The following is a 15,290-nucleotide window of genomic DNA, read 5'->3' as shown; positions in this document are numbered from 1 at the left end:
TGTTTAAACAATACGTTTAAGCATAGCAGGAGCAGAAAAGGAGAGGGATCAGGCCAGCCAGGTGCGAATTTTAGCTTCGATACCGGCGGCGTCCAGACCAATGTCGGCGCGCGCCTCGTCCTGGGTGCCTTGCGGGATGAAGTGGTCAGGGAGGCCGAGATTAAGCACCGGAACGGCTTTACGGTTCGCCATCAGCACTTCATTCACGCCGCTACCTGCGCCACCCATGATGGCGTTCTCTTCCAGCGTGACCAGCACGTCATGGCTTTCCGCCATGCTCAGAATCAGAGATTCATCGAGCGGCTTCACGAATCGCATATCGACCAGCGTCGCATTCAGATTTTCAGCGACTTTTGCCGCTTCCGGCATCAACGTACCAAAGTTCAGGATCGCCACTTTTTCACCGCGACGTTTCACCAGACCTTTACCGATATCCAGTTTTTCCAGCGGCTGTAATTCAACGCCAAGGGCATTACCGCGCGGATAACGTACCGCGCAGGGGCCGTCCTGATAGTGGTAACCGGTATACAGCATCTGACGACACTCGTTTTCGTCGCTTGGCGTCATGATCACCATATCAGGGATGCAACGCAGGAAGGAGAGATCAAACGCGCCCTGGTGCGTCTGGCCGTCAGCCCCCACAATGCCCGCGCGATCGATAGCAAACAGCACCGGCAGCTTCTGGATGGCAACGTCATGGATAACCTGATCGTAGGCGCGTTGCAGGAAGGTAGAGTAGATCGCGACCACCGGCTTGTAGCCGCCAATCGCCAGTCCCGCTGCGAAGGTCACCGCGTGCTGTTCGGCAATGGCGACGTCGAAATACTGGTCCGGGTATTTTTTGGAAAACTCGACCATGCCGGAGCCTTCACGCATGGCAGGCGTTACCGCCATCAGCATGTTGTCTTTCGCCGCCGTTTCGCACAGCCAGTCGCCAAAGATTTTTGAATAGCTCGGCATCCCGCCGCTGCTTTTCGGCAGGCAGCCGCTGGTATGGTCGAACTTAGGCACCGCGTGGAAGGTGATCGGATCTTTTTCCGCCGGTTCGTAACCACGCCCTTTTTTGGTCATGATGTGCAGGAACTGCGGGCCTTTCAGGTCGCGCATATTTTTAAGCGTCGTCACCAGGCCCAGCACATCGTGGCCGTCCACCGGGCCAATATAGTTAAAGCCCAGCTCTTCGAACAGCGTACCCGGCACGACCATGCCTTTGATATGTTCTTCGGTACGCTTAAGCAGCTCTTTGATCGGCGGTACGCCGGAGAAGACTTTTTTACCGCCTTCACGCAGTGAGGAGTAAAGCTTGCCGGACAGTAGCTGCGCCAGATGGTTATTCAGCGCGCCGACGTTCTCAGAGATCGACATTTCGTTATCGTTGAGGATCACCAGCATGTCCGGTTTGATATCGCCCGCGTGGTTCATAGCCTCAAAGGCCATCCCCGCGGTGATCGCCCCGTCGCCAATCACGCAGACGGTGCGGCGTTGTTTATTCTCTTTTTCGGCGGCAACGGCAATACCAATGCCCGCAGAAATGGAGGTGGAAGAGTGGCCGACGCTTAACACATCATATTCACTCTCGCCGCGCCACGGGAACGGGTGCAGGCCCCCTTTCTGGCGAATGGTGCCAATTTTATCGCGACGTCCGGTCAGAATTTTGTGCGGATAGGCCTGGTGGCCGACATCCCAGATCAGCTGATCGAACGGCGTGTTATAGACGTAATGCAACGCCACGGTCAGCTCAACCGTGCCAAGTCCGGAGGCGAAGTGGCCGCTGGAGCGGCTAACGCTGTCGAGCAGGTAGCGACGCAGCTCGTCACACAGCTTCGGCAGACTCTCTTTCGGCAACAGACGTAACTCCTGAGTGGAGTCAACTAACGCCAGTGTCGGGTATTTGGCAATATCAAAACTCATCAAAGGCTCATCGAGATTTATAGTTTATTTATCACGCTGGATTATGTAGTCCGCTAGCGCTTCCAGTGCCGAGGTATCCAGCGATTGCGCGGCCAGCTCATTCAGCGACCGACGGGCATCGTCTATCAGATCCCGGGCTTTACGTTGGGCATGCTCAAGGCCCAACAGGGCGGGGTAGGTACTTTTGCCAAGCTGCTGATCCGCACCCTGACGTTTTCCCAATGTTGCAGTATCGCCCACCACATCCAGAATGTCATCCTGAACCTGGAATGCCAGACCGATACTTTCTGCGTATCTGTCCAGAACCGGCAGGGCTTTACGCCCGCGTTCACCCGCGCTCAGCGCGCCCAGGCGAACGGCTGCACGAATCAGTGCGCCCGTTTTGTGACGGTGGATGCGCTCCAGCTGTTCCAGAGTAACCTGACGACCTTCAGCCTCTAAATCCAGCGCCTGGCCGCCGCACATCCCGGCGACGCCGCTGGCCATTGCCAGTTCGGACACCATTGCCAGACGATCGCGATCGCTCACCTCAACCATCGGCGCATCGCTCAGAATGGAGAAGGCCAGGGTTTGCAGCGCATCCCCCGCCAGAATGGCATTCGCTTCGCCAAATTTGATATGGCAGGTTGGCTGACCGCGACGCAGATCGTCATCGTCCATGGCCGGTAAATCATCGTGGATCAGCGAATAGGCATGGATACACTCCACGGCGGCTGCCGGGGCGTCCAGCGTGTTATCGCTGATACCGAACATATTGCCCGTGGCATACACCAGGAACGGACGCAGGCGTTTACCCCCCAAGAGTGCGCCATAGTGCATGGCTTCAACCAGTGGAGTGTTCTGAAAAGGCTGCGGCTCAATGAAACGGCGCAGCGCATCGTTGGCGCGGATGACGCGCGCCTGAAGCGCGTTGGAAAAATCCATTTACTCGGCGTCCGGTGTGAATGGCGTGGTTTTAGCGTCTTCGCTGTCGGAAAGCAGGATCTGCACACGCTGCTCGGCCTGCTGGAGTTTTACCTGCCCCTGGCGCGCAAGCTGCACGCCGCGTTCAAATTCGTTGAGCGCGTCTTCCAGCGGGAGATCGCCGCTCTCAAGACGGGTAACGATCTGCTCCAGTTCACTCAGCGCAGTTTCGAAACTGGCCGGTGCGTCGTTTTTCTTCGGCATAGTGAATTGACTCTTAAATTTTTCGCCCTGACATGGTAACGGACTCGGGGCAATTATCAAATAACGCGAGTGGCGCGATGGTGGTATACTTGCGCGCCTGGATGCAGCCACGGGTGTGGGCTGCTGTATCATTTTCCACTACAAGCTTTTATAAGCTTGCCTAAGAAACATTGCCGCCATGAAGTTTATCATTAAATTGTTCCCTGAAATCACCATCAAAAGCCAATCCGTGCGTTTGCGCTTTATTAAAATTCTCACCGGGAACATTCGTAACGTATTAAAACACTACGACGAAACGCTCGCCGTGGTGCGTCACTGGGACCACGTTGAAGTCCGCGCGAAAGACGAAAACAAACGTCTTGATATTCGCGACGCGCTGACCCGTATCCCGGGTATTCACCATATTCTGGAAGTGGAAGACGTTCCCTTCACCGATATGCACGATATCTTCGAAAAGGCGCTGGTACAGTACCGCGACCAGATCGAAGGGAAAACGTTCTGCGTGCGCGTGAAGCGCCGGGGTAAGCATGAGTTTAGCTCTATTGAGGTTGAGCGCTACGTCGGCGGTGGTCTGAACCAGCACGTTGAAATGGCGCGCGTGCGCCTGACTAACCCGGACGTCACCGTTAACCTTGAGATCGAAAACGATCGCCTGCTGCTGGTCAAGGGTCGTTACGAAGGGATTGGCGGTTTCCCTATCGGCACTCAGGAAGATGTGCTGTCGCTGATCTCCGGCGGGTTCGACTCCGGCGTGTCCAGCTATATGCTGATGCGTCGCGGCTGCCGCGTGCACTACTGCTTCTTTAACCTGGGCGGCGCGGCGCATGAAATCGGCGTACGTCAGGTGGCGCATTACCTGTGGAACCGCTTCGGCAGCTCTCACCGCGTGCGTTTTGTGGCGATCAACTTTGAGCCGGTGGTCGGCGAAATCCTCGAAAAAGTGGACGACGGCCAGATGGGCGTGGTCCTGAAACGTATGATGGTGCGTGCGGCGTCCAAAGTGGCTGAGCGCTACGGCGTGCAGGCGCTGGTCACCGGTGAAGCGCTGGGGCAGGTCTCCAGCCAGACGCTGACCAACCTGCGCCTTATCGACAACGTGTCTGATACGCTGATCCTGCGTCCGCTGATCTCTCACGATAAAGAGCACATCATCGATCTGGCGCGTAAAATTGGTACTGAAGATTTTGCCCGTACCATGCCGGAATATTGCGGTGTGATCTCAAAAAGCCCAACCATTAAAGCGGTGAAGGCGAAGATCGAAGCGGAAGAAGAGAACTTCGATTTCAGCATCCTGGAAAAAGTGGTGGCGGAAGCGTCCAACATCGATATCCGTGAGATCGCCCAGCAGACCGAGCAGGAAGTGGTTGAAGTGGAGACGGTCAGCGGCTTTGGTGCTAACGATACGATTCTGGATATCCGTTCTGTTGATGAGCAGGATGACAAGCCGTTGCAGGTGGAAGGTGTGGAGGTGGTTTCGCTGCCGTTCTACAAGCTGAGCACCCAGTTTGGCGATCTCGACCAGAGCAAAACGTATCTGCTGTGGTGCGAACGTGGGGTCATGAGCCGTTTGCAGGCGCTGTATCTGCGTGAGCAGGGCTTCGCCAATGTGAAGGTGTATCGCCCGTAGTTTCTCGCCCGGTAGCGCTTCGCTTACCGGGCCTACGGTACCGTGCATTTGTAGGCCGGGTAAGGCGTAGCCGCCACCCGGCTTTTTTTATGCACTACTCTTCATAGTAATTATAAATCCCCGCCGCCATCACCATCGACGAAGCCACTTCGTAGGCCTTCTCGCGCCCGACCAGTAGGTCAATAATCTTCAGGCCAAAATCAATGGCGGTGCCCGGCCCCTGGCTGGTGAGCAGGTTAACGCGTGGATCCCAGACCACGCGTTTATCCACCCACTGCTCTTCCGGAATCGTGTCCTTCAGACCAGGGAAGCCGGTCATATTGCCGATGGGGAAAATGTCGTGCGGAACCAGCACCGTACCCGCGGCCGCACAGATTGCCGCGACGATACGCCCGGAAAGATGAAACTGACGAACGGTTTCAACCAGCAGCGGGCTGTCGCGGAAACACTCTGCACCCTTCAGCCCACCCGGCAGAACGATAATGTCGTAATCACCGTCCGCCACCTGTACAAGCGGTGCATCCGCCAGGATCTTCACCCCACGCGAGCAGGTAATCGCCAGACTTCCGTCGCTGGCGACGCTGGCGGTAGTAACCTTAATACCACCACGCACCATCAAATCAATGGTGGTGACCGCTTCTGTCTCTTCGCTACCAGGGGCGAGGCATACCAGTGCCGATGCGCTCATACTCACTCTCCTTTCGTTTTACTAACTCAAACAGACGGCTGTTTTCCGCAACGGTAATGCCGTGTGCCCGGGCGCGTTTTAACAGATAACCGGTTATGTAATCAATTTCGGTATGCCGCATAGCCCGGATATCCTGCAACATTGAGGAGATATTTTCTGCCGTACTCTCAATGACCTGGTCGACATAATAACGTAAATCGGATTCTGAGGTGTGGTAGCCTTCGCGTTCAATGACGGCGGCAACTTCCCGGCAAATCAGCGCTACCCGATCGGGGTGCTGGCGCAGCTCACCGTTAGGGCAATCCAGCAGGGCGGTCAGCGGATTGATCGCGCAGTTGACCGCCAGTTTGCGCCACAGTTCCGCGCGAATGTTATTGTGCCAGGCGACGTCAGGCAGCGTGCTTTGCAGGGTATCCGCAAGATAGCTGTAATCGCCGGGCTGTTCACGCGCAGGACCGATATGGGTGATACCACTGGCTACATGGATAATGACGTTACCGTCGCGACGTGCCGCGTGGGTGGTTGTCCCCATCAGCAGCGGTTGCCGGACAGATTTTAGCTCTTCAATGGTACCCATACCGTTATGAATCAGCAGGATTGGCGTGCTTTCAGGTAACTGGGCAGCCAGGCTTTTCACCGCATCGGAGACCTGCCAGGCCTTCAGCGTGACCAGCAGCAAATCGCTGGTGGCAAGAAATTCCGGATCGTTTGCCGTCAAAGACTCGTTAAAAATTGAACCGTCTGTACCAATCACGTTCACACTGCAATAGGGCTGGGGAATTCGCAGCCAGCCCTGAACGTCGTGTCCCTGTTTGCATAGCGCTGTAAGCCAGAGTTGGCCAAGGGCTCCGCATCCAAGCACTGTTACTTTCATCGTTCCTCCTCACCTGCAACGGCGCCAGGTGCTATGACGCTAAGTATAGCGCCATCAGCTAAGCTTCTCGTTATGCCTCGTTGCGGGTATTATGCAACGCAACAAAAATGAAGGGAGAAGAAAAGATGCCATCTTTCGATATTGTTTCTGAAGTTGATTTGCAGGAAGCGCGTAACGGCGTAGAAAATGCTGTCCGTGAGGTTGAGTCACGTTTCGATTTTCGTGGCGTTGAGGCGACCATTGAACTGAACGACGCGAACAAGACGATCAAAGTCCTGAGTGAGTCTGATTTCCAGGTCAACCAGTTGCTGGATATCCTGCGCGCCAAGCTGCTCAAGCGCGGCATTGAAGGAACCTCACTTGATGTACCGGAAGAATTTGTTCACAGCGGCAAAACCTGGTTTGTGGAAGCGAAGCTGAAGCAGGGGATTGAGAGCGCGGTACAGAAAAAAATCGTTAAGCTTATCAAAGACAGTAAGCTCAAAGTGCAGGCGCAGATTCAGGGTGAAGAGATCCGCGTGACCGGAAAATCCCGTGATGACCTGCAATCCGTGATGGCGCTGGTGCGTGGCGGCGATCTCGGTCAGCCATTCCAGTTTAAAAACTTCCGCGATTAAGACAATCATGCCCGGCTAAACCGGGCATTTTTTCAGGCCTTCAGCGCCTGCTCCACCTCAAAGCGATTAGTCACTTTGCTGTCAATTTTGACATACGCACTGCGCTCTTCCGGAACAATCAGCACTTCGCTCACGCCCTCTGTCGCTTCCAGACGCTGTTTTAACGCGTCACCCATTGCCACGTCATCGGGAATTTCTACCCGCAGGCTACTCACATAGCGCGGCTCTTTCATGGTGCTGGCAACAAACAGCCAGAGCATCGCCAGCAGCGCACCGGCGAGGAAAACGGTCTGGGAGTCAAACAGACCGTCCACCCAGCCGCCGAGCGACCCGCCGATTGCCACGCCGAGAAACTGGCTGGTGGAGTAAATGCCCATCGCGGTGCCTTTGTATCCTGCCGGAGACTCTTTGCTGATAAGCGACGGCAGCAGGGCTTCCATCAGATTAAAGGCCAGGAAGAACAGTTGTACGCCGGCGATCAGCTCCCAGAAATGCGGGCCGGCGCCCCACAACACAATCTCGGCAATCAGCAGTAACGCCACGCAGCCCACGAAGACGCGTTTCATTTTGCGCTTCACTTCGGCGTAAATAATGAAGGGCACAACGGAGACAAACGAGATCAGCATTGTGACCAGATAAATTTTCCAGTGCTCTGCCGCCGGGAAACCTGCTGCGGCCAGTTGACCGGGCAGGGCGACGAAGGTGGACATCAGCAGAATGTGCAGGCACATAATGCCGAAGTTCAGCTTAAGCAGGCGCGGCTCGACGATGACTTTGCTGAAGCAGCCTTTCACCATCCCGGATTCACGGTTGAGGACGTGGTTTTTACTGTCAGGTACAACCCACAGCGTGAGCGCGATCCCGATGGTCGCCAGCACCGCAATCATCCAGAACAGGGCGTGCAGGCCGAGCGCATGAGTGATAACGGGCCCCAGCACCATGGCAATGGCAAACGTGACGCCGAAGCTGACGCCGATAAACGCCATGGCTTTGGTGCGGTTTTGCTCGCGGGTTAAGTCTGACAGTAGCGCCATCACGGCGGCGGCAATCGCCCCGGAACCTTGCAGGGCGCGCCCAAGAATTATTCCCCAGATGGAGTGGGAGAGGGCGGCGATGATACTGCCAAGTACAAACACCAGCAGCCCGCCGACAATCAGCGGTTTACGACCCACGCGGTCGGAGAGCAGGCCAAAGGGGATCTGGAATATCGCCTGCGCCAGGCCATAGATACCAATCGCCAGACCAATCAGCGCTTCGCTGGCACCCTGTAACGCCATGCCATATGTGGTCAGAACGGGCAGGACCATAAACATGCCAAGCATCCGCAGCGAGAAAACAGTCCCTAAACCCCAGGTCGCACGCAGTTCGCCTGGCGTCATTTTATAATCGTTCATTACCACCTCTACCAAAAAGCAGGCCATAGTTTAGGCGGGGTGATAAGTGCGGTAAATAGGTGTTTGTTTAAGAGATATTACGAGGGTGTGATAAAAGCACCCCCGGATAAAAAAATTACGGCTCGACGCGCAATCCGTAGCTTTTGAATTTCTCAAGAACAATGGCAATTTCATCGTCACTGAGTACCGGAACGGGATCCACTATCGCCAGCGTGGTCAGGTAGAGTTTTGCCAGCACCTCTACCTCCTGCGCCAGCCACAGTGCCTTTTCAAGATTTTCTTCGCAGGTTATCAGGCCGTGGTGCTGTAAGAGCGTCGCTTTGCGATCGCGTAACGCGACCGCGACATGCTCTGACAGCGCGCGCGTCCCGAAGGTCGCGTAAGGGGCGCAGGGAATGGAGTTTCCCCCGGCGGCGGCAATCATATAGTGAATAGCAGGAATGGGGCGGTTGAGTATCGAGACGGCGGTACAGTTAACCGCATGGTTATGGACGACGGCGTTAGCATCCGGGCGGGTCTGATACACAACCTGATGAAAACGCCATTCGCTGGAGGGCAGTTTATCTTCTTCGTGTCGCCCCTGTGCATCTACATAGACGATACTCTCTTCGGTCAGATGCTCGTAGGGAATTCCGGTCGGCGTAATCAGCATGCCGTCGCGATAGCGAACGCTGATATTGCCGGCGGTGCCCTGATTTAACCCCATGCGGGTCATCTCAAGGCAGGTGTCAATAATGTCTCTGGCTAATCGGGCTCGTTCCATTTTTTATTCTCCGGGTACAGTTTTATTTTTACTGGCGGGAACGTTTGACCAGCTTCATATCGACTTTCGCCGTCTCGTTGACCGCTTCGCCGTCGATGGCTCGCTGCATCAGTTCAAACGCTTTTTCCGCCCAGGTATCTTCATCCTGTTGCATGGACCAGACGCTGTTTGGCAGGAACCCCAGCATGGGGTGCTCATCGAAGGTGCCGATATTGATGTGTTGGGGCACGGTGCCGGTACGCGTCCGCAGGGCTTCGATTGCCCCTTCCAGAACGGGTAACGATGAGGCGATAAACGCCTGCGGAACACCCTGGCTGTCGATAAGCGAATCCATCAGGGCATATCCGCCCTCCGGCGTATTGTCCGGCCCTTCGATGACCCACTCGCGATGGTGAATACCGGCTGTTTTCAGGGCCTGTAAGTAGCCGTTCAGACGGTCCGTAATACTGGGCAGTGCGGTATCGCCCACAAGGAACCAGAGCGGCATTTTTCTCTCTGCCAGCATGTTGCGGGCCAGTTCATCCCCCCCGGCCTCGTTATGACTCTCAACCAGCGCGTTGTCAGTAAAGCCAAAATCCCGGTCGAGGAGCACCAGCGGTTTTTGGATCTGCCGCAAATGATGCTGCTGGTTTTCCAGCGTCGAGGGAACGATAAACAAGCCGTCCACGTTGCGCGCCATCAGGGCTTTGACCAGCTTGTTTTCGTAATCCACATCGTTGTAAGTACAGCTGATCATCAGCTGGTAGCCCGAACGGCGGCAGCGCAGTTCGAGTTTCTCGGCGAGCGTTGCAAAGAACACGTTCGAGATGTTGGGCACGATGAGCCCCAGCGTCTCGGTTTTGTTTAGCTTAAGACTGCGCGCCGAATGGTTGAGGGTATAGCCGAAGCGCTCGACGTGTTCATTAATTCGGGACTGTGTTTTCACGCTGATCCGATACTGTTCGGCTTTCCCGCTCAGTACCAGCCGCACGGTGGTGACGGATAAATTCAGATCCTTCGCTATCTGTTCAACTGTTTTGGCCATCGCTACGCCTCAATCCTTAACGTACGTAAAAACTGCTGATAAAGCATACGCATCCTGCCATTACATTTCCTGCTGCATCAGGAGATTAAGCGCCTGCTGCTGGGTCCACAGCATCAGGTACGCCTCATATTTTTGCCGGTGGAAGGCCGCGGTTTCCGGCCGACGGGTGATGATGTCGCCGGCTTTGACCATTTCCCGGGTAGCGTCGGTGAGCGTTGCCCATGCACCGCTCGCCACTGCGCCGCAAATGGCCGCGCCGAGAGTGACGGCATCTTCTTCGGCTAAAAGATGAATATCGCAGCCCGTGGCATCGGCATACTCCCGCAGCCAGAGCCGGTTATGGGTGGCTCCTCCACAAATGACAATGCGCGACAAGGTGTGCCCGTGATGTTTCAGGGTATCCATAATATGTCGTGTGCCATAGGCTATGGCCTGTAGCGTGGCCAGATAGAGCCTCGCCAGCGCACGTTCACCGGTTTCTAATGTCAGACCGACCACGCTGCCCCGCGCATCCGGACGCGAACGCGGCGAGCGGTTACCGTGGTGATCGGCCAGAATGTGCAGGTTGCGGGTGGGGTATTTTTCTTCCTGTTCAAGAGCGGCTACCCAGTCGTTGAGCAGCGCCACCGGATGGCGTTGCGCCGCTTCTGCTTTTGCAAACAGGTCTGCGCTGGCTCCGTGCTCGCGCAACGTCCAGTCGACCAGCGCCCCGGCAGCACTTTGCCCGCCTTCCGTCAGCCAGTAGCCCGGCAGCATGGCGCTCCAGTAAGGCCCCCAGACGCCGGGCGTATGGATCTCCGTCTGACTGGCAAGCATATGGCAGTTCGAGGTTCCGCTGATGAGCGCCAGCGTGCCCTCCGGGTGTGAGCCCGTCAGCGCCACGCCACCCGCGTGGGCATCGATCATGCCGCTTGCCACAACCACCTCTTCGGGCAACCCCAGAGCTTGCGCTGCCTGTGGGCTGAGTTTCCCGACGCATTCAGCGACGTCCAGAATAGTATCGGGAATTTTTGTCAGTAAGGTCTCCAGCCCCACCTCCCTGAGCAGCGATTCGCTGAACTGCGCCTCATGCGCAAGGTAGTTCCATTTGCAGGTGAGGGTGCACAGGCTGGCGGCGTCCTGGCCCGTCGCTTTCCAGACCAGAAAATCGGCAAGGTCGAAAAAGCGCCAGGCCTGATTCCAGGTTTCAGGATGATGTCGCTGCAACCACAGCAGTTTTGGCAGTTCCATTTCAATACTCACCTCGCCGCCCACGTAGCACAGGGCCGGATCGCGTGTGGCATTGATGCGAACGGTTTCTTCGTGAGCACGATGATCCATCCACATAATGATGTCCTGCGATGCCGGACTGTCGGGGGACACGCTCAGGCCGTTACCCTCAGCATCCAGCGCGACCAGCGAGCAGGTGGCGTCGAAGCCAATCGAACGAATGGCGTCGGGTGAGATCCCAGAGGAGTCGACGGCTTCCCGCACCACCGCGCAAACCTGCTGCCAGATCTCCGCGGAGGACTGTTCCACGCGCGCGTTGCTGGCGTGAAACTGCGAAATCGGACGGGTCGCGAAGCTCAAACGCTCGCCTTGCGCAGAGTAAAGCCCAGCACGAACGCTGGCTGAACCCATATCGACCCCGAGGAAATAGCCGTCACTCATCATGAACTTCCTTATTTTTTACCAAACGGATGTAACAGTTTATCAATTTCAGGGGTGTTGATATTCTGCGCATTGACATATTTCACTGGAATATCAATTTCTTTAGCCACCGTCTGTCCGGAAATCACCGCGTTCAGCGCCTTTATGCCCTGATAACCAATCTGGTACGCGTCCTGCACCACAAAGCCCTGAATCACGCCGTTTTTGAGGAAGTTAATGATGGCTTCGGTGCTGTCAAAACCGATGACTTTCACTTTGCCCTTCAGATTCTGGCTGTCGATCGCGTTCGCAACGCCCAGGGTTGAGCCTTCGTTGGTGGCATAAATACCGGCGATATCCGGGTTGGCCTGAACCATATCAATGGTTTTATCCATCGCCTTTTGCGGGTCGCCATCGCTATATTGCACCGGCAGTACCTGAATATTCGGGTACTTCTCTTTCATTCGCTCGCTGAATCCTTCAGAGCGCTCAATGGCGGACGTCGTTCCGGCTACGTGGGCGATAATACCCACCTTCCCCTTCTGGCCTACCTGCTCCGCCAGCGCATCCGCAGCCTGTGCGCCCGCCTTACGGTTATTGGTGGCGACAAAGCTGGCCGGGATATCGGAGTTCACGCCCGAGTCGAAGGTCACCACTTTGATCCCCCGGCTGTTGGCGGTTTCGACCAGCGGGGCAAGGGCGTTTGCATCAAGCGCGGCCAGCAACAGGCCGTTTGGCTTTTGTGCCATGGTGTTTTCGACTAACTGGATCTGCTCGGCGATTTGCGTTTCATCGGCAGGGCCAACGTAGCTGGTTTTGTCACCCAACTCTTTTGCGGCAGCTTCCGTCCCCATTTTGACCGTCTGCCAGAATTCGTGCTGGTAACCTTTACTGACTACCGGCAGGTTCAAATCTTTTGCCAGCGCGCTGCTGGACAGGATGGCAACGAGCGACAGGGCGCTCAGGATATGGCTGGTTTTCATTATTTTGCTCCGTTGTAGGGTTGGCAGGGCTTGTTGTATCGAGAACCTAACGCATTCTTTTACGTAACGTGTCCAGGTAGACGGCGGCAACGACGACCACGCCCATCGCCACCATCTGCCAGAACTGGGACACGCCCATGAGATTGAGGCCGTTTTTCAGCACGCTCATAATGAACGCGCCTATGATGGTGCCGCCAATCGTGCCCACGCCGCCCATCAGACTGGTACCGCCGATCACTACCGCCGCAATGGCTTCCAGCTCATAACCCACGCCTACGGTTGGCTGGCCTGAATTGAGACGAGAGGCGAGGATCACCCCGGCCACGCCGGTTAACAGGCCGCATAAGGCGTAAACGAAAATTTTCACTCGCTGGACTTTGATCCCGGAAAGATGTGCCGCCGTTTCATTGCTGCCGACAGCGTAGATATAGCGGCCCATCACCGTTTTCTTCAGGATCCACATGGCGATCAGTGCCACGATGACCAGGTAGAACACCGGGTAAGGCAGGACGTCGAACAAGCGACCCTGCGCTAGCAGCTTGAACTGCGGGTAGTCAGAAAAATAAATCGCGCGGCCATCGGTCATCACCATATTGATGCCGCGTACCGACATCATTAAGCCGAGGGTGGCAATAAACGGTGGTATGGTCATTTTGGTGACCAGAAACGCGTTCACATAGCCGCAAAGCCCGCCGGCGAGCACGCCTGCCAGAATACAGACCGGCAGCGGCATACCAAACCCGGCGGCGATGCCCACCGCAACCCCTGAGAACGCCACCACCGATCCGAGCGACAGGTCGATCCCGGCGGTAATAATCACAAAGGTTACGCCAATGGCCATGATGCCAATCACCGCCGTTTGCAAGGCGATAGTCATGATATTTTCAGTATTAAAGAAGAACGGTGAGCTGAAGCTGAAAAACAGAACCAGCAATACCAGGCTAAAAAGAGGCGCCAGACGCATCAGGAGCGCTTTATTTATTTTCATCGTATGACTTCCGCTTTGCGGCGATGGAACGGTAACGGACATGATTAATCCTCCAGCGTGGCGTATTGCATGATTTTTTCCTGGGTGGCGTGCTCAGCCTCTATTTCGCCGGCAATGCGGCCGCTGCGCATCACAAGTATGCGGTCGCACATTCCTAATACTTCCGGCAGTTCGGATGAAATCATGATGATCGATTTACCTTTAGCGACAAGGCGGTTCATTAGTTCATAAATTTCCAGCTTGGCGCCAACATCAATTCCCCGGGTTGGCTCATCAAAAATTAAAATATCGGTATCTTTACAGACCCAGCGGGCAATAATGATCTTCTGTTGATTACCGCCGCTTAAATTCAGTGCCGCCTGTTCCAGATGCGGCGTTTTTATTCGCAGCGCATCCACCAGTTTCTGGCTGGACTCCCGGCAGCGTTTTTCATCGACATTACCCACGACGCCAGCGTAGTCCGGGTAATTGCCGAGCATAATGTTCATCTCAACGGAAAGGCCGAGGGCGAGTCCCTCTTTTTTGCGGTCTTCTGTTAAATAGCTGATGCCTTTCTCAATGGCGTCAGCCACGTCTTTAATCCGTGTGGGGGTGCCGTTCAGCGTCAGGGTACCGGCGTCGATCGCATCGGCGCCAAACAGGGCCCGGCCCAGTTCCGTTCGGCCTGCGCCCATCAAGCCAGCGAGGCCGAGGATCTCACCGCGCCATAGGGTAAAGTTGATGTCGTGCAGTACACCATTTCGCGTCAGGCCGTTCACTTCCAGCACTTTTTCTCTGCGCTGAGGCGGCGGGCGTTTTGGGTAGATGTTATCGAGATTGCGGCCAACCATCATGGCGATAAGCTCGCCGATCTGAACCGTTTCATAATCCACGGTGGCGATGTATTGTCCGTCGCGCATGACGGTCGCACGATCGGCGATCAGAGCCAGCTCTTCCAGGCGGTGCGAGATGTAGACTATCCCCGTGCCCTGAGCCTTGAGCATCCGCGTGACGTCAAACAAACTCTCGATTTCACTTTCGGTCAGCGCGGCGGTGGGTTCATCCATGATTAGCACTTTGGCATTGACCGAAATCGCTTTGGCAATTTCCACCATCTGCTGCTGGGCTACGGTTAATTCACTGACGCGGGCGTCCGGGGCGATTTTTAAATTCAGCGTGTGCAGTATTTTCTCAACCGCCTGTCGCTGGGCGCGTTTATCTAACTGCCAGCGGCTATTTTTGCAGAATTCACGGCCAATAAAGATATTCTCTTCCACGGTTAAATCGGGAAAGAGATTAAATTCCTGATGGATAATCGTAATACCTGCGTGCTGAGCACTTAGCGGATCGCTGAATGATACGGATTGCCCTTCAAAGCGAATTTCACCGGAATCGGGTTGGTAAACACCGGATAATATTTTCATCAGCGTCGATTTGCCGGCACCGTTTTCACCTAACAGGGCATGTACTTCGCCGCGGCGTAAATCGAAATCAACCTGATTCAGCGCCAGCACGCCGGGAAAGCGTTTGGTGATGCGCGTCATCTGAATAAGAGTCTCTGACATTGCAAAATTCCTGTGTTGGAAAGGCAATGAATCACAAGCCACAGTGATTTGGTTAATAAGCTAACTCGACTTAGCTTTCGT

The 15,290-nt window shown here is 55.4% G+C and carries 14 protein-coding genes; 2 read left to right on the top strand and 12 right to left on the bottom strand.

Translation table 11 applies throughout. The annotated features are described in order from the left end of the window. Positions 1 to 48 precede the first annotated feature (48 nt). From dxs to xseB, 3 genes are read right to left on the bottom strand one after another with little or no spacing between them, the layout of a single operon-like run. A complete protein-coding gene (gene dxs, locus RHN82_RS04675) occupies positions 49 to 1,911 on the bottom strand; it encodes a 1-deoxy-D-xylulose-5-phosphate synthase (protein ID WP_015571294.1) in 1,863 nt (620 codons plus the stop codon). 24 nt (positions 1,912 to 1,935) lie between these two features. Further along, complete coding sequence (gene ispA / locus RHN82_RS04670; protein ID WP_017383172.1) at positions 1,936 to 2,835, bottom strand: (2E,6E)-farnesyl diphosphate synthase; 900 nt, start codon at positions 2,833 to 2,835, stop codon at positions 1,936 to 1,938. After that, positions 2,836 to 3,078: an exodeoxyribonuclease VII small subunit gene (gene xseB / locus RHN82_RS04665; protein WP_003859094.1), complete on the bottom strand. Its 243-nt coding sequence runs from the start codon at positions 3,076 to 3,078 to the stop codon at positions 2,836 to 2,838. It abuts the gene before it with no gap. Between the two features lie 178 nt (positions 3,079 to 3,256). Between xseB and thiI the strand changes: the two genes are divergently transcribed. Further along, positions 3,257 to 4,705 carry a tRNA uracil 4-sulfurtransferase ThiI gene (thiI, locus tag RHN82_RS04660; RefSeq protein ID WP_047051148.1) on the top strand — a complete coding sequence of 483 codons (1,449 nt, stop codon included), beginning with the start codon at positions 3,257 to 3,259 and terminating at the stop codon, positions 4,703 to 4,705. A 94-nt stretch (positions 4,706 to 4,799) separates the two neighbouring features. Here the strand turns inward: thiI and yajL are convergent, their stop codons facing one another. Both yajL and panE read right to left on the bottom strand, forming a co-directional pair. Next, on the bottom strand, positions 4,800 to 5,393 hold the full coding sequence (yajL, locus tag RHN82_RS04655; protein WP_047051147.1) for a protein deglycase YajL: 594 nt from the start codon (positions 5,391 to 5,393) through the stop codon (positions 4,800 to 4,802). Further along, positions 5,356 to 6,267: a 2-dehydropantoate 2-reductase gene (gene panE / locus RHN82_RS04650; protein ID WP_047051146.1), complete on the bottom strand. Its 912-nt coding sequence runs from the start codon at positions 6,265 to 6,267 to the stop codon at positions 5,356 to 5,358. Before panE ends, yajL begins: the two co-directional genes overlap by 38 nt. A gap of 125 nt (positions 6,268 to 6,392) precedes the next feature. Here panE and RHN82_RS04645 point away from each other — a divergent pair, with 125 nt between their 5' ends. Beyond that, a complete protein-coding gene (locus tag RHN82_RS04645; protein ID WP_047051145.1) occupies positions 6,393 to 6,884 on the top strand; it encodes a YajQ family cyclic di-GMP-binding protein in 492 nt (163 codons plus the stop codon). 32 nt (positions 6,885 to 6,916) lie between these two features. Here RHN82_RS04645 and RHN82_RS04640 read toward each other — a convergent pair whose 3' ends face one another. The 7 genes from RHN82_RS04640 to RHN82_RS04610 all read right to left on the bottom strand — a co-directional run bounded on the left by RHN82_RS04640 (position 6,917) and on the right by RHN82_RS04610 (position 15,209). Further along, the gene (locus tag RHN82_RS04640; RefSeq protein WP_047051144.1) at positions 6,917 to 8,278 is read right to left on the bottom strand and encodes an MFS transporter; all 1,362 of its coding nucleotides are present in this window, start codon (positions 8,276 to 8,278) and stop codon (positions 6,917 to 6,919) included. Between the two features lie 115 nt (positions 8,279 to 8,393). Further along, the gene (gene fucA / locus RHN82_RS04635) at positions 8,394 to 9,041 is read right to left on the bottom strand and encodes an L-fuculose-phosphate aldolase (protein WP_047051143.1); all 648 of its coding nucleotides are present in this window, start codon (positions 9,039 to 9,041) and stop codon (positions 8,394 to 8,396) included. Between the two features lie 28 nt (positions 9,042 to 9,069). Next, entirely contained in the window at positions 9,070 to 10,065 is a 996-nt protein-coding gene (locus RHN82_RS04630; RefSeq protein WP_022650467.1) for a LacI family DNA-binding transcriptional regulator, read from the bottom strand. A gap of 60 nt (positions 10,066 to 10,125) precedes the next feature. Next, complete coding sequence (locus tag RHN82_RS04625) at positions 10,126 to 11,715, bottom strand: FGGY-family carbohydrate kinase (RefSeq protein WP_047051142.1); 1,590 nt, start codon at positions 11,713 to 11,715, stop codon at positions 10,126 to 10,128. Between the two features lie 11 nt (positions 11,716 to 11,726). After that, complete coding sequence (locus RHN82_RS04620; RefSeq protein ID WP_000858088.1) at positions 11,727 to 12,677, bottom strand: ABC transporter substrate-binding protein; 951 nt, start codon at positions 12,675 to 12,677, stop codon at positions 11,727 to 11,729. 46 nt (positions 12,678 to 12,723) lie between these two features. Next, complete coding sequence (locus RHN82_RS04615; RefSeq protein WP_017383183.1) at positions 12,724 to 13,707, bottom strand: ABC transporter permease; 984 nt, start codon at positions 13,705 to 13,707, stop codon at positions 12,724 to 12,726. 2 nt (positions 13,708 to 13,709) lie between these two features. Beyond that, positions 13,710 to 15,209 carry a sugar ABC transporter ATP-binding protein gene (locus tag RHN82_RS04610; RefSeq protein WP_047051141.1) on the bottom strand — a complete coding sequence of 500 codons (1,500 nt, stop codon included), beginning with the start codon at positions 15,207 to 15,209 and terminating at the stop codon, positions 13,710 to 13,712. Between the last annotated feature and the right edge of the window lie 81 nt (positions 15,210 to 15,290).

It is taken from the genome of Enterobacter cloacae complex sp. EB5, assembly GCF_031432835.1.
GTDB classification, from domain to species: domain Bacteria; phylum Pseudomonadota; class Gammaproteobacteria; order Enterobacterales; family Enterobacteriaceae; genus Enterobacter; species Enterobacter hormaechei_C.
This window is presented reverse-complemented; position numbering and strand designations above follow the sequence as displayed.